The following is a 12,997-nucleotide window of genomic DNA, read 5'->3' on the forward strand; positions in this document are numbered from 1 at the left end:
CGACTACCGCACGGCTGTAGGTGAGTCCGCGTACCAAGGTTGCCCATCCTAATGGGCGAGTATGGCTTATTGACGAAAAGGCGCAGGTCAACACCACCCGTAGATCCGAGCGTCTACACACTCTGTCGTAGGTGTGATGAGCGCTCCTCGGCTGCGAAGGTCAAATGACCTGCTACGCGCGAGACGAGGTGTGGTCTATGGAGCATGTCGGCACAGGTGGTTTTCCGGGGCTTCCGATGGGTCCCGAGCTTCTCAAGGGTCGGCGGGCGATGCTCACACACGCTATTCCGCTCGACACCGTTGGGGGCCGTAAGGGCGGCGTATCGGTGTCCGGCATTGATCCGTATGTGGCGAACATCGCACGGGTCTATGACTGGCTGCTTGGCGGGAAAGATCATTTCCCGGTTGGCCGGGATGCGGCCGAGCGGATTTTCAAGCGGACTCCCGATCTTCGGACACAGGTGAGGGATTTACTCCTCTCTCGGGTGTTTCTTCCCGATCAATCCCTATTGGTGTGGAGGAGGAGGATTCCCGGCGCGGTGGCACGAGCGGGTGTTCCGCTCCTTTCCCGCCTGCCGTCGCGGCCTCTGCTTTTATGCGGGTTCCTGGCAGTTTCCTCCAGATCAGCCAAACCGAGAGGTAGGGAGATCAATGGACGTCCAGACGCGCTCTGAACGAGAAGAAGGATTGTTAGCGCTGCCCGATGATGCCGCGCGGCTGTTCGGGCTGCTCGGGTTGCATCCCGGGGCTGATTTCTCGCTGGAGTCGGCTGCCGCGCTGGACGGCGGACGGGTCGGGCCGGTCCTGAGCCTGCTGGAGGCGTTCGACGGGGTGGGTCTGATCAGGCGGGTAGTGCCCGGCCGGTACCGGATCGATGAGCCGTTGCGTGCCCACGCATCCGTGCGGGCCCGGCGATCGGCCGCGCAGGCGGATCACGCGCTGGTGCGGCTGGTGTCCTGGTATCTGCATACCTGTGATTGGGTTCAGGCCGTTCTGGCCCCGTGCGATGCCTACGACCTGGAGGAGGAGGTCCCGGCCGGGGTCACGCCCAAGACCTTCGACCAGCCGCAGGCCGCGCTGGCGTGGTGGGAGGCCGAGCGGGCCACGATCGTCTCCGTCGTCCGCATGGCTGCTCAGGCTGGGCTGCACGGGCTGGCCTGGCGGATGTCGGTCGTGCTGCGCGCCGTCTACACCCACCGCAACGCCGTCACCGACTGGCGGGAAGTCGCCGCCATCGGCGCCGCCTCCGCCGTTGCCGACGGCGACCTCGCCGGTCAGGCGCTGGCCGCCGAGAGCCTAGGCGACCTTTACGCCCGGACCTGCCGCCTGCGGGAGGCCGAATCCCACTATCGGCACGCGCTGGAGCTCTACCGTTGTCTGGGCGACCGTTTCGGCCAGGCGCGTTCGGTGAACGCGCTTGGTCTGCTCTGCACGCGCCGGCGCCACCTGCGGGACGCCTGCGCGCACTTTGAGGACAGCTCGCTCATTTTCGCCGAACTCGACGATACCGCCCACTGGCTTGCCGTCACCGGCACCAACGAGGCCGAAGCGCTGATCGAACTGGACCGGGCGGCGGAGGCGGCACACATCCTCAGCGGAACCGTGGAGGTTTTCGATTACTTCCACGACCGGCACTCCCAAGGCCACGCGCTGTTCCTCCTGGCCCGCGCTCAGCGGGGCTCGAGGGGACCTGATCAGCGCTCGCGCCTCCATTGATGCCGCGCTGGCCATCGCCACGACCGCCGCCACCGTCGGCAATCCGATCTGGCGGGGCTCTTGGCTCGTGGAGCTCGGCCATGTGCAGCGCGCGGCCGGGCAGAGCGCCGAGGCGCTGGAGGCCTACCAGCGTGCCGCCGACCTCCACCGCGAGTTCGGCGACCGCGGCGGCGAAGCCTTGGCTCTGGACGCGGCCGCCGAGGTCCATCGGGAGCAGGGCCGCGCGGAGGAGGCGGTCACCCTGCACCGCGCGGCCGAAGCTGTCCACCGCGACCTGGGCGACCGCTGGCATCAGGGGCTCAGTCTGATTGGGATGGGCAAGGCCATGGCCTCGCTGCAATGCCTCCCGCAGGCGCGCATACAGTGGGGGCATGCGCTGGCGGCGCTGGCCGCCTTCACCGATCCCCCGGCGGCGAAACTACGGCGGGAGATCCAGATCACGCTCACCTACCTGCAAGGCCGTTGAACGACCCGCCCAGACGAATCCGACCATGAAGATTCTTCCCGTGCACCGCCGTCCAGTGAACGGTGCCGTCGCTCTGGCTGCGGATTGCGGTCAATGCAGGCCCTCTCGCCCGGTTCCCGTCGCTGACGCATGGGTCGATGTGTCGATGGTGTCGCGCCTCACCTGTGGCCCGAGCCGCCCAAGACGTGGAAGGGCCTCCTACCCGGCCCGAGTTTGGAGCCCGGCCGGTGGGAGGCTCGACCACCCCCAGGGCCCCTAAGGCGTGGGAGGGCCTCCTGTATGCCCGAGTTCTCCGTTTTGCCTGGCTGACAGGAGGCCCGACCACCCCCGGCGGGAGATCGAAGTCACCCTCACCTACCTTCGCGGCCGTTGAACGGCCCGCCCAGCGGAAGTCAGTGGAAGTCAATGGTGTCGCCCCTCAACCAAACAGGTCCCGCTGGGGGCGGGAATAGATGATGACCGGTAGAAACGAAGCCGTCCCGGGCGGCCAGGACTGGGTGAAGGAAACCGGCAGAGGTCCGGGACGCCCACCACGCGGCGCGGCCGAGGGGGATGAAGACCCGCTGTACGTGCGAATCGCCAACGACATCGAGAAGCTGATCCATCAAGGGAAACTGGTTCCCGGAGACCGGATCGGCAGCCAAACCGAACTGGCCCAGCAATACAACGTCTCGATCACGACCTCGCGGAAGGCCCATGAGGCGTTGCGGACGCGGAAGCTGGCGCACACCGTGGCGGGGGCGGGCACGTTCGTCGGACCGGAGGACACCACACCCGCTCCCGCGGTGATGCCGGCGTATCTGGTGATCGCCGATGAACTGGCCACGCGAATCCGGGCCGGTGACATACCGGCGGGCGGCCAGATCCCGAGCCGGAGAATGCTCGCTAAGCGATTCCAGACCAGCCTGGTCACAGCAGGGGAAGCGACGGCCGTCCTGCGGGAGAAGGGCTGGGTGTACACCGTCGCGGACATGGGGAGCTTCGTCACCTCGGCGGAAAGGTGGCCTTCCGAGCAGGAATGGCAGAAGACGATTGCTCGTCATCGAGGCCGTCGGGAGGAGAGGTAACCGGGTGCGCCTGGGGGCGGGCCGGGCTGGGCCCTTTGGCTTTCAACGCAGAAAGGACCCCCGCACGAAGCCGGGGTCTCGAGGGAGTCTGGGGTGTCTTTGATGATGCTGAGATCGTGGGGCGTGGCGAGAGGCGGGGCGCAAAGGGTAGGGATTGCACCAAAGGGCATACAGCCCCTCTGCCTGGCCAAACACCACTGGGCAAGATTCTGAGACAGTGGACGGCAGCCTCTGAGGACGCGTTATGGTCCGCGCGCGGCCGTGGGAGCCAGCCGCGCGCGGAAGAACACAGAGCCGAGTTGGCGACGATCACGCCAACCCTGCGTTCTGATTTTCTGCGGGTGGTTTACGAGATTTCGCCTGCGCCGGCGTGGCGGGAGACTGAGCGGCGGATGTCTTCGGCGGGGTCGATGGTGGTGTGGAGGGTTGGGGTCCAGCCTGCGTCTGGGAGGAAGTCGGGGTCGTTTTTGGCGTTGTATACGCCCACCAGGTTGATGGGGGTTACCTTGCCGCCGACTCGGAGGACGTCGCCTCGGGTGGTTAGGGCGGTGCCGCCCCAGTTGAAGAGGAGGGTGGCGGGGTCGATGGCGCGGCCGAGGCGGAAGAAGTTGTTTTCGGCGAAGATTTGGGACTGGACGCCGACGCCGAGGGCGTAGACGAAGTCTGCTGGGTCGGGGATCTCGTAGTAGTTGTTGTAGACGTGGACCTGGCCGAACCGTACGCGTGGCAGGCGCTGCAGGGTGGTGTCGAAGGCGTTGTGGTGGACGGTGACCTTGAGTTTGCCGAGGTCCTGGGTCGGGGTGTTGGTGGAGCCGATCAGCATGGTTTTGTCGTGGCCGCGGAAGACGTTCCAGGACACGGTGACGAAGTTGGAGCCGTTGGTGATGTCGAGTTGGCCGTCATGGACCTGGTAGGGGCGCCCGAAATACACCGGCTGTGAGGAGTCGGGGTTGGTTCCGTCGGTGAAGGTGTTGTGGTCGGCCCATACGTGTGTCGAGCCGGTCACGGAGATGTTGTCGTAGAGCGAGTTCCAGTTGCCGGTCGCTCCATCGGTCGGGTCCCACTGCGGGAAGCAGTCGTACGCGTCCTCGAAGGTGATGTTCCGGATGATGACGTTGTCGGCTTTGTCCACGTGCAGGTTGAAGCCGCGCAGGGTGGCGCCGCGGAGTCCGACGATGGTCGTGTTGGAGCCGACCTTGCGTTTGATGTGCGCGGTCTGCGCGGCGGCGGAGGCGGCGCGGGCGTCTTCCATCGGCCCGGACGGGTCCGCGGTGCCCCAGGTCGCGGGGTCGTAGGCGGCCAGGTATCCAGCCAGGGTGTAGCCACCCGTCGCGTACGACGCGCAGGTCAGCTGGGCGCCGGTGTCGGAGGTGTTGCCGTCGATGACGCCCTTGATGTAGATGATCTTCGGGCTGGGGGCGGCGAGCGCGGCCACGAACTGGGCGCGGGTGGAGACCGTGTAGGTGGTCGTGGCGGCCGACCCGCCGGTCGTACCGGCGCCTTCGGAACCCCAGCCGTCACCGGCGGGGAGCGTCTGGCGGCCGAGTTCCACGGCGGAGGCGGGCGCGGTCAGGAGGGCGGAAACGGCCAGTAAGGCCGTCGCCAGAGCGGTTTTGCGCATGGTTGGAAGAACTCCCTAAGTAAAAAGAGGGGTCCGCGCGGCTCCCGCCAGGTCAGGGGGCGGGAGACGCGCGGTGGTCGGAGTGGGTCACCCGCCGTTGCGCTGCTTCCACCCGGCCTGGGCCTCGGTCAGCGCGTTCGCGATCTGGTCGAGCAGCTGGCTCGCGGGCGCCTCGCCCAGCAGCACCTTCTGGAACACCGGCTCCGCGTCGGTCTTGGTGATCGCGTTGAACTCCGGCAGGTAGTACGGCATCTGCACGATCTTGGTCGCCGGGTCGTTGAGCACTTCCACGGCGGCCGCGATGTGCTGCCGCTCGGCAATCCACGCCTCCCCGTTCACCTCGGTGTTGGCCGGCAGCACGCCGGTCTTGTCGGCCCAGTAGCTGTCCATCTCCTTGGACGCCGCGAACTCGGCGAACTTGAACGCGAGGTCCTTGTTCTTGCCGCTGGAGAAGACGCCGATCCCGGCGACCGGGTTGGACAGCACGACCCGGCCCGCGCCTTCGGCGGGGCGGGGCACCGGCAGCGCCGCCACCTTGTCCGCGCCGAGCGTTTTCACGTGGTCGTTGTAGGAGCCCAGGTTGTGCTGCATGATCCCGATGCTGCCGCCGTCGAACTGGGCGACCATCTTGGGGTAGTCGTTGGTCACGTCGGCGGTGGGGGTATGCGCCTTGTAGAGCTTGACCAGGCGTTCCAGCGCCGCCACGTTCTTCGGGTCGTTCACGGTGGACTTGCCGGTGGCGTCGAAGATCTCGGTGATGCCGGACTGGCCGTACACGACTTCGAGCATCTGGGCGATGGATCCTGCGGCGCCGCGGATGGTGAAGCCGTTGCGGTTGTTGTCCTTGTCGGTGAGCTTCTCCACGGTGGTGAAGAAGGCGTCCCAGGTCTGCGGGGGTTCGAGCCCGGCTTCCTTGAGCCAGTCGGTGCGGTACCAGAAGACGCCCATGTTGGTCGACAGCGGCACCATGTAGGTCTTGCCGTCCGGCACGGTCGCCTTCACCGTGGTGACGACCTGCTCGTTGAGCTTGCCGTTCAGGGCGCCGGCCGCGATCTTGTCGTCGACCGGGTCGAGCGCCTTGCGGGCCACCATGTTGCCGAGCATCGCGGTGGAGACGCCGCCCACGTCGGGCAGGCCGCCGCCGGCGATGGCGGTGTCGTATTTCTGCTGCGCCTGGGCGATGGGGATGCCGACATACTGCACGTCGACGGTGGGGTTGGCCTTCTCGAACTCGGCGATGATGTGCTCCCACACCGGGGTGCGGGCCGGGCCGCCGTTGTCGTCCCAGAAGGTGATCTTCGTTTTGGCGTCGCCAGAAGGGGTTGTCTCGCCGCCGCACCCGGACAGTGCGGTCATAACGACGATCGCGGAGATGAACAGGCGTTTAGCCATGATCCTCTGCCTTTCTTTTCGGTTGTCCCCCCGACGTTTGGGTGGCGAGCGTCTCGGCCTGGGTACGGCTCAGCCGTCCGTCCGCTACGACCGTGACGATTCGCCGGGTGAGCGTGCGCTCCACCACCAAGGGCTGATCCCAGGCCAGGGCGGGCCCGGCGCCCGGGTACTCCTCGACCCGGACGAACCAGGGATCCGCGTCCTGGACGAAGACCAGCGTCCAGTCGCCCTCGGCCGCGCTGCCGGACATGGCCAGCCAGGGCGCGCGGCTGCCGTGCGGCTCGCCGCCGTCCGGGGTAAAAGCCGCCCGTTCAGTCGAGGAGCCGGGTGCCCGCCAGAAGAAGCCGCCGTATCCCGCGCCCGCCCGGCCTTTGGTGGCCGAACTCTGCACCAGCAGCCGGGAGCCGGTCAGGTTGCTCAGTGTGAACCGGAAGTCCAGCGCCCAGCACCCGCCCAGCGGCACCGCCGTCACGGTGCGCTCCTCGTCGAGGATCTCGACCCCGTCGGGCCCGGCCCAGCGCAGCGTCTCGGTGAATCCGTGCTCGTCCCGGCGGACGAAGGTGAGGTGCCGCTGCACGCCATGATCGTCCAGCCAGGTCGGCCCGACATCCCGGACATAGGTCCGGCCGCCCCAGAAGTTACGCCCGCCCACATCCGCGATCGCGACCGACACCCCCAGGTGGTGCACGTGATCGGCCGGGTTCAGCTCGGTCACCGTGACCCCGCCGAGCGTGCGCACCGGATGCAGGTACGGCCGGGGCGACAACGTGGTCGCCAGCTCGGGCCGCCAGCTGTATTCGGCCACCGCCCGCTCGCGCACCCGCAACACCGCGCGCGGCGTGGCCCACGGCACGTCCAGCTCGGAGTAGAGCGCCAGATGCTCGGCGCTGCGCGCGGTCAGGTTGGCGATCCCCGGCAGCACCCGCCGTACGACCGCGCCACGCTCGTCCCGGTCGATCTCCTGGTGCTCGTCCGGGATCGGCAGCGGATCGGGCGCCAGCCGGATCGTCTCCAGCACCCGCATGAACGCGCCCGTCCTGGCCAGCGGCACCAGCAGCGGATCACCGTCCCGCACGTGCGCGACCAGGTTCTCCAGCAGGTCGCCGCGCGGGTGCACCACTGTGGTCACCTCCCGGCAGACCCGCTCCACCCGCACCCGATCCAGCGTGTACGTGAGCGTGATCCGCCCCTCGGTGCCGTGCACGACCACGTACGGCTCGTGCCGCCGCGACGCCGTGAGGCTCACCGCCACTGTGATCGGCGGCCCGTCCGCCAGCCGGATGCGCAGGCACGAGGTGTCATCCGCCTCGATGGCATTGGCGTGATAAAGCTCCACATCCACCCCGGTCACCTCGTCGGCGTCCCCGCCCCCGGCGACGGCCAGCGCGGTCGCCACGGCATGCGCGAACGGGTTGGTCAGCGCCCCGTCCACCACCTCGACCCCACCCACCCGCCGCCGCCCGGCCCAGGCGGAGCGGGTGAAGTACGCGGTGTCGCGCTCCCACGCTCCTGCCACCCCGATCCCCTTCACCCGCCCCACGACCCCATCGGCGATCAGCTGCCGGATGGCCGGAATCGCCGCGGACCCCAGACTCTGGAACCCCACCTGGCAGCCGAGACCGGTCCGCGCGGCCACCGCGGAGATCCGCTGGAACCCGGCGAACGTGGCCGCGGGCGGCTTCTCCAGCAGCAGATGCGACCCCGCCTCCAGCGCCCGGACCGCCAGCTCCGCGTGGGTCTGGATGGGCGTCACCAGAATCGTGATCTTCGCCCCGGTCCGCTCGATCAGCTGTCCGAGATCCTCGGACTGCTCCGGCCGCCCGAGCCCGCGCAGCCGCTCCGGCTCCACCGGCCGCACATCGCAGACCCCCGCCAGCCGGACGATCCCGGCCTGGGTGAGCCTGCGCAGGTTCTCCAGATGCCACCACCCGTGCCCGTACGCGCCGACCAGCACGACCGGCACCGGCGCGCGGGTCAGGCGGGGCGCCGGGGTCTCACGTCGAGCCGTGCCGTTCATCTGCGGCCTCCCATCGGTTGGAAGCGGATCCCATGGCCCAGGTGGTCCCGTACTTTCAGCCCGCCGGGCCCGAGCTCGACGGGAGAGGCAGCCATCAGCCCGAGCGCGGCGAAGGAGGCGTCCTCGACGTCCTCGACCATGCAGGGCAGCGGCAGCGCGAGCGCGAGCTGCCCCGACAGCTCGGGCAGCAAATGCGGATATGTCGGGATCGAGTAGGTCCTGGCGAGTTCGGCGATGCGGAGGAGCGGGGTGATGCCGCCGACCCGGACCACGTTGGGCTGCACGATGTCGCACGCGCCCGCCGCGAGCAGGTCCCGGAACTCGTAGATCGTGTAGTTGCTCTCGCCCACCGCGATCGGGACGTCGACCAGGGCGCGGAGCCGGGCCAGACCGTCGATGTCGTCGGCGGGAAGGGGTTCCTCCACCCAGTGCAGCCCGAACGGTTCCAGCAGTGCGATGGCTCGCCGGGCCTGGGGGAGATTCCACCGCTGGTTGGCGTCGATCATCAGGAGCACGTCCGGGCCGATCGCCGCACGGACGGCGGCCACCCGTTCGATGTCATCGGGCCGCCCGACCTTGATCTTCACGGCCGGGTAGCCGGTCCAGCGCCGGGCCTGCTGGACGAGTTCGGGGAGCGAATAATGACGGTTCACGCCGCTGCCATAGACCGGGACGCTGTCGCGCCGCCGCCCGAGCAGGTCGGCCAGGCCGAGCCCGGCCCGCAGCGCCCGCAGATCCCACAGCGCGATGTCCACCGCCGCCAGCGCGATCGTGATCAGCCCGCCGCCCCCGGCTTCCCGCAGCGATGACCACAGGTGATCCCAGACGAGCTCCGGGTGACCGGGCAGACCGGTCATCAACTCGGCGATCTCGCCGTCCAGCAGGGCCTGAGCCGCCTTGGCGCCGATCTTCGGCGTCCACGAGAAGCCGGTGCCCACGCTCCCGTCGGCCAGGGTGAGCTCGCAGGCGATCACGTGGTTGGCGGGCACATCGGGGCCCCACGGGCGGGGTAACTCGGCCCGATGTAACACGGTGCGCAGCCCGGTGATGGTCATAGCAGGCTGAGCCCCGTCTTGATGAGCCCGTCGAGCTCGTCCAGATGGTCGGGGGACAGGTCGGTCAACGGCGGGCGGACCGGGCCGACGTCCAGGCCCCGGAGGCGTACCCCTGCTTTGACCAGGGAGACGGCGTAGCCGGGGACGCGGCTGCGGAGCCGTACCAGCGGGGCGTAGAACTCGGTGAGCAGGCGGTCGTGTCCATTGAGGAAGGCCAGGGCGATCTCTGGGGCGAAGGCGAAGGCGGCGGAGGAATAGAGGGTGACGCCGATCGCGCGGTAGGCGGGCATGGTGAGTTCGGCGGTCGGCAGGCCGTTGAAGAAGGTGAAGCCCGGCCTGGCGGCGAGGACGATGCGCTGGATGCGGTCGATGTCCCCGATGCCGTCCTTGAGGCCGACGACGCCGGGGATCTCGGCGAGGTCCTGGACGTCCTCGGGTTCCAGGACGACCGCGTCCCGGGCGTACACGATGATCGGCAGGCCCACGGCCGCGACCGCGCGGACATACTCCAGGTAGCCGCCGCGCGGGCCTTTGGCCAGGTAGGGCGGCATCAGCAGCAGGCCGTCGGCGCCCGCCTCGCGGGCCGCGCGGGCCTGGGCGAGCGCGGCCCCGAGGGGACCGCCCGCCCCGGCCACCACCGGCACGCGCCCGGCCACGGTCGCGGTCGCGATCTGTACGGCGCGGGCGTGCTCGGCCTCCGACAGCGCGGAGAACTCGCCGGTGCCGCAGGCCACGAACACCCCGCCGGGGCCGTGGCGCAGGCCCGCCGCGATGTGCTCGGCCAGCACGTCACCGGCCAGCCGCCCGTCCGGGCCGAACGGGGTCACGGGAAAGAACAGGACGCCGGTGAGGTTCACGAGAGATCTCCCAGTTCGGTGCGCCAGCTGCGTTTGGCCTGCCAGCCGAGCAGGCGTTCCGCCTTGGCCGAGGAGAACGCCGGCAGGGTGCCGGTCAGCCCGGAGGCGTGCCCGGCGGTGGACGGGATGACCTGGGGCAGCAGCTCCGCCAGCGGGGCCCGGGCCAGCGCGTCGGCGGCCCCGGCGAAGAACACCTCGCCGCTGGGCAGCTCGTAGAGCCGCTCGATCAGGGCCAGCAGCAGGTCGGAGGCGTCCCGGGCGTCCACGTAGTTGAACAGCGACACCCCGGCGATGTCCGGCCGGTCCAGCCGCTCTCTGATGGTGTGCCCGGACTGGGTGGGCATGCCCTCCCACTCCTCCGGCGCGACCACGAAACACGGCCGGATCGCGGCCAGCCGCAGCTCCGGATGGGAGCGCGCGAACGTCGCCATCACCTGCTCCGCGACCAGCTTGGACACGCTGTAGGCGTTCCACGGCGCGGCCGGATGGGCTTCGTCGATGGGCAGGTAGGCGGGCGTCCACCCGCCGGGCGCGCCGTACCCGATCACGGTCGGGCTGCTCGCCACCACGATCCGCGAGACGCCGACGGCGGTCGCCGCCTCGCAGACGTTGAAGGCCAGCGCGCTGTTGACCCGGAACGTCAGCCCGTCGGTACGGCTGAACGGCGTCGCCACCGCCGCCAGATGCACGACCGCCTCCGGCCGGAACCGGTTCATGACGCTGAACGCCTCCCCCAGATCGGTCAGGTCGGCGGGCAGCGTGACCGCCGCCTCCGGCGGGGAGCCCGGCGCGGTGTCGATGCCGATCACCTCGTGCCCGGCCTGGGCCAGCGCGACGACCACGCTGCGGCCGAACCGTCCGGCGCTGCCGGTGACCAGGACGCGCATCAGCCCTTCACCGCCCCGGCCGACATGCCCTGCACGAGATACCGCTGGATGACCGCGAACACCAGCACCACCGGCACGGCGGCGACCACGCCCCCGGCGGCCAGTGCGCCGAAGTCCACGCTGAACTCGCCGATGGTGAACGCCAGCCCGACCGGCAGCGTGAACTTCTCCTGCTCGCTGACGAACATGAGCGCGAACAGGAAGTTATTCCAGCTGTGGATGAACGCGAACGAACCCACCGCGATCAGCGCGGGGCGCAGCATCGGCAGCACGACCGCGAAGAAGCCGCGCAACCGGCTGCAGCCGTCCACCCAGGCCGCCTGCTCCAGCTCGACCGGGATGTTGCGGATGAAACCGCTGATCAGGATCAGCGACAGCGGCAGCTGGAACACCGTCTCGGCGATCACCAGCGCCCACAGCGAGTTGACCAGGCCGAGCGTGCGGAAGATCTCAAACAGCGGGATCAGCATCATCGCGCCCGGGATGAACTGGGTGCAGAGCATCGCGACCAGGAACAGCTGGCGCCCCCGGAAGGCGTAGCGGGCCAGCGCGTAACCCCCGGACAGGGCGATCACCGTGGTCGAGATGAGCGAGGCGACGCCGACCAGCAGGCTGTTCTGGAAGAACACGCCGAAGCCCATGCCGGTCCACACGGTGGCGAAGTTGTCGAACGTGATCGGCCACGGCAGCAGCGAGTCGGAGCCGCGCGGGCGGAACGCGAACACCAGCATCCAGTAGAACGGGACCAGGGTGAACAGCAGGTAGAGCCCGAGCGGCAGGTAGATCTGCCAGCGGCTGACCCGCTGGGATCGGCTCCTGGGCGGGGGCGTGCGCACCGGCGCGGGCAGCTGGGCGCGGGGGAGGGTGGTGGTCACGTGCGCGCTCCGAACTTGCTCAGCCTGAGATAGGCGATCGAGAAGAAGGTCAGGATCAGGAACGCGACCGTGGTCAGCGCCGAGCCGTAACCGAAGTCGTGGGACTGCACGGCCTTGGCCGCCACGTACAGCGGGAGCGTGGTGGTCTGGTGGGCAGGGCCGCCGCCGGTCAGCGTGTAGAGCAGGTCCACGTTGTTGAACTCCCACACCGCGCGGAGCAGGGTGGACAGGATGATCGCGTCCTTGAGGTGCGGCAGCGTGATGTGGACGAAGCGGCGGATCCGGCTCGCGCCGTCGACGGCGGCGGCCTCGTACAGGTCGTTGTTGATCGTCTGCAGGTCGGCCAGGAGCAGGATGGCGAAGAACGGCACCCCGCGCCACAGTTCGGCCACCACGGCCGCGGTGAACACCGTGTTCGGGTCGGCCAGCGGCGCGGTGTCGTACGAGCCGATGCCCAGGTCCGCCAGGTAGCGGAAGACGCCCGTGGTCGGGTTGTAGAGCAGGATCCAGATGCCCGTGGTGAGCACCCCGGAGACCGCCCACGGCGAGAACACCAGCGCGCGGGAGAGCCCGCGGCCGACGAACGTCTCGTTGACGATCAGCGCGAGCGCCAGGCCGAACAGCAGCTGCAGCGTGACCTCGACCAGCACCCACTTGGCGCTGAAGCCCAGGCTCTGCCAGAACAGGGGATCGTCCAGCAGGGCCTGGAAGTTGGCGAGGCCGGCGAAGCCGTCCTCCCAGGGTTTGCTCACGTTGTAGTGCTGCAGGCTGTAGTAGAGCACGCTGGCCATCGGGTACACGAGGAACCCGAGCATGGCCACGACAGCCGGCGCGATCAGAACGTATGGGGTTCGTGATTTTCCTGGCCGCCGAGGTCGGCGGCGTCTTCCTTCCACGGCGACCGCCATGGCCGGTAACTCCTTCAGTTCGGAGGGGAAGTTCTGCAACCGGTTGCATGAAACATGGCATTCACCCCCAGGAAACGTCAAGAGGTAGATTTGCTCCGCTTGACATTGATGCAACCGCTTGCAGTAATCTGCGCTC

12 protein-coding genes are annotated in these 12,997 nt (G+C 68.8%); 4 read left to right on the forward strand and 8 right to left on the reverse strand.

The genetic code is table 11. The features are described 5' to 3' along the window. The first annotated feature begins 269 nt into the window (after positions 1 to 269). The 4 genes from Amac_RS58225 (at position 270) to Amac_RS43900 (ending at position 3,249) form a co-directional block, all read left to right on the forward strand. Positions 270 to 674, forward strand: a complete 405-nt coding sequence (locus Amac_RS58225) for an SAM-dependent methyltransferase (RefSeq protein WP_155360408.1) — start codon at positions 270 to 272, stop codon at positions 672 to 674. After that, on the forward strand, positions 652 to 1,716 hold the full coding sequence (locus tag Amac_RS43890; protein WP_155360378.1) for a tetratricopeptide repeat protein: 1,065 nt from the start codon (positions 652 to 654) through the stop codon (positions 1,714 to 1,716). The genes Amac_RS58225 and Amac_RS43890 overlap by 23 nt, the downstream gene beginning before the upstream one ends. 67 nt (positions 1,717 to 1,783) lie before the next feature. Further along, the gene (locus Amac_RS43895; protein ID WP_170322957.1) at positions 1,784 to 2,182 is read left to right on the forward strand and encodes a tetratricopeptide repeat protein; all 399 of its coding nucleotides are present in this window, start codon (positions 1,784 to 1,786) and stop codon (positions 2,180 to 2,182) included. A gap of 452 nt (positions 2,183 to 2,634) precedes the next feature. Continuing rightward, positions 2,635 to 3,249, forward strand: coding sequence for a GntR family transcriptional regulator (locus tag Amac_RS43900; RefSeq protein WP_155360380.1), 615 nt, complete (start codon positions 2,635 to 2,637; stop codon positions 3,247 to 3,249). A gap of 346 nt (positions 3,250 to 3,595) precedes the next feature. On the opposite strand, the gene Amac_RS43905 is transcribed toward Amac_RS43900, so the two are convergent. The 8 genes from Amac_RS43905 to Amac_RS43940 all read right to left on the reverse strand — a co-directional run bounded on the left by Amac_RS43905 (position 3,596) and on the right by Amac_RS43940 (position 12,861). After that, positions 3,596 to 4,870 carry a pectate lyase family protein gene (locus Amac_RS43905; RefSeq protein ID WP_155360381.1) on the reverse strand — a complete coding sequence of 425 codons (1,275 nt, stop codon included), beginning with the start codon at positions 4,868 to 4,870 and terminating at the stop codon, positions 3,596 to 3,598. Between the two features lie 87 nt (positions 4,871 to 4,957). Further along, positions 4,958 to 6,262, reverse strand: a complete 1,305-nt coding sequence (locus Amac_RS43910; RefSeq protein WP_155360382.1) for an ABC transporter substrate-binding protein — start codon at positions 6,260 to 6,262, stop codon at positions 4,958 to 4,960. Next, positions 6,255 to 8,279 (reverse strand): DUF6807 family protein, encoded by a 2,025-nt coding sequence (locus Amac_RS57760; protein ID WP_155360383.1) that lies wholly within the window; start codon positions 8,277 to 8,279, stop codon positions 6,255 to 6,257. Before Amac_RS57760 ends, Amac_RS43910 begins: the two co-directional genes overlap by 8 nt. Continuing rightward, the gene (locus Amac_RS43920) at positions 8,276 to 9,334 is read right to left on the reverse strand and encodes a mandelate racemase/muconate lactonizing enzyme family protein (RefSeq protein WP_155360384.1); all 1,059 of its coding nucleotides are present in this window, start codon (positions 9,332 to 9,334) and stop codon (positions 8,276 to 8,278) included. The genes Amac_RS57760 and Amac_RS43920 overlap by 4 nt, the downstream gene beginning before the upstream one ends. Then, positions 9,331 to 10,191, reverse strand: a complete 861-nt coding sequence (locus tag Amac_RS43925; RefSeq protein ID WP_155360385.1) for a 5-dehydro-4-deoxyglucarate dehydratase — start codon at positions 10,189 to 10,191, stop codon at positions 9,331 to 9,333. Before Amac_RS43925 ends, Amac_RS43920 begins: the two co-directional genes overlap by 4 nt. Further along, positions 10,188 to 11,078 carry an NAD-dependent epimerase/dehydratase family protein gene (locus Amac_RS43930; protein WP_155360386.1) on the reverse strand — a complete coding sequence of 297 codons (891 nt, stop codon included), beginning with the start codon at positions 11,076 to 11,078 and terminating at the stop codon, positions 10,188 to 10,190. Before Amac_RS43930 ends, Amac_RS43925 begins: the two co-directional genes overlap by 4 nt. Next, positions 11,078 to 11,953: a carbohydrate ABC transporter permease gene (locus tag Amac_RS43935; protein WP_155360387.1), complete on the reverse strand. Its 876-nt coding sequence runs from the start codon at positions 11,951 to 11,953 to the stop codon at positions 11,078 to 11,080. Before Amac_RS43935 ends, Amac_RS43930 begins: the two co-directional genes overlap by 1 nt. Continuing rightward, the gene (locus Amac_RS43940; protein WP_155360388.1) at positions 11,950 to 12,861 is read right to left on the reverse strand and encodes a carbohydrate ABC transporter permease; all 912 of its coding nucleotides are present in this window, start codon (positions 12,859 to 12,861) and stop codon (positions 11,950 to 11,952) included. Before Amac_RS43940 ends, Amac_RS43935 begins: the two co-directional genes overlap by 4 nt. Positions 12,862 to 12,997: the final 136 nt, after the last annotated feature.

Source organism: Acrocarpospora macrocephala, from assembly GCF_009687865.1.
GTDB classification, from domain to species: Bacteria; Actinomycetota; Actinomycetes; order Streptosporangiales; family Streptosporangiaceae; genus Acrocarpospora; species Acrocarpospora macrocephala.

What these genes read in the sequence shown, in the direction of transcription:
- Amac_RS43910 (WP_155360382.1), bottom strand. Translation starts at nt 6,262, where the DNA reads ATGGCTAAACGCCTGTTCATCTCCGCGATCGTCGTTATGACCGCACTG.
- Amac_RS43890 (WP_155360378.1), top strand. Translation starts at nt 652, where the DNA reads ATGGACGTCCAGACGCGCTCTGAACGAGAAGAAGGATTGTTAGCGCTG.
- Amac_RS43905 (WP_155360381.1), bottom strand. Translation starts at nt 4,870, where the DNA reads ATGCGCAAAACCGCTCTGGCGACGGCCTTACTGGCCGTTTCCGCCCTC.
- Amac_RS58225 (WP_155360408.1), top strand. Translation starts at nt 270, where the DNA reads ATGCTCACACACGCTATTCCGCTCGACACCGTTGGGGGCCGTAAGGGC.
- Amac_RS43900 (WP_155360380.1), top strand. Translation starts at nt 2,635, where the DNA reads ATGATGACCGGTAGAAACGAAGCCGTCCCGGGCGGCCAGGACTGGGTG.
- Amac_RS43940 (WP_155360388.1), bottom strand. Translation starts at nt 12,861, where the DNA reads ATGGCGGTCGCCGTGGAAGGAAGACGCCGCCGACCTCGGCGGCCAGGA.
- Amac_RS43920 (WP_155360384.1), bottom strand. Translation starts at nt 9,334, where the DNA reads ATGACCATCACCGGGCTGCGCACCGTGTTACATCGGGCCGAGTTACCC.
- Amac_RS57760 (WP_155360383.1), bottom strand. Translation starts at nt 8,279, where the DNA reads ATGAACGGCACGGCTCGACGTGAGACCCCGGCGCCCCGCCTGACCCGC.
- Amac_RS43930 (WP_155360386.1), bottom strand. Translation starts at nt 11,078, where the DNA reads ATGCGCGTCCTGGTCACCGGCAGCGCCGGACGGTTCGGCCGCAGCGTG.